Source organism: Streptococcus panodentis (assembly GCF_017884005.1).
Taxonomy (GTDB): Bacteria; Bacillota; Bacilli; order Lactobacillales; family Streptococcaceae; genus Streptococcus; species Streptococcus panodentis.
Genome location: NZ_QFAY01000060.1, coordinates 1 through 630, shown reverse-complemented (window position 1 = coordinate 630; position 630 = coordinate 1). Strand labels below are relative to the sequence as shown.

Here is a 630-nt window from a genome sequence, read left to right as displayed (position 1 = left end):
GAGTCTGGGACAAAAAGGCTTCAAAAAAAGCAACGACTAGAAAACAGCCGTTGCTTTTTGCATTCTAAAGATAAATTCGCTATCATTTAAGTAATGACAAATAAACAGAAAGTGATTTTATCTGATGCATATCCACTATAACACAAATCAAACGACTTTACCACTTGAAATTGCTAGTTTTTTACCACAAGACCATGTTGTTTTTACTATTAAAAAGGCTGTCAATGACTTACCAGCTGAGCAATTTCAGAAACTTTGTCATGAGCTGGGACGCCCCTCCTATCATCCTAAAATGATGCTTTCCGCTCTTCTGTTTGCTTATTCTCAAGGCGTTTTTAGCGGACGTAAAATAGAAAGGCTGATGGCTGAGAACCTAGCTATGCAATATTTGACAGGGCAATTAGTTGTTTCCTACCGCACCATTAACCGTTTTCGTGTGCATGAGGGGATGGAAGAACTGATAGAACAGCTCTTTATTGAACTGTCCTGTCAGTTAAGAATGAAGGAATTGGTCACTTTAGACTGTCTCTTCATCGATGGGACGAAAATTGAAGCCAATGCCAACAAGTACAGCTTCGTTTGGAAAAAAGCAACGGATAAATTTCAAGCCAAACTGCAAGAGACCTTGAA

At 38.9% G+C, this 630-nt stretch carries 1 protein-coding gene; it reads left to right on the top strand.

Annotated elements, in window-relative coordinates; all coding sequences use genetic code 11:
* Nucleotides 1-124 precede the first annotated feature (124 nt).
* A partial coding sequence (locus DHL47_RS13225; RefSeq protein WP_209552187.1) for a transposase occupies nucleotides 125-630 on the top strand: 506 nt, incomplete at its 3' end.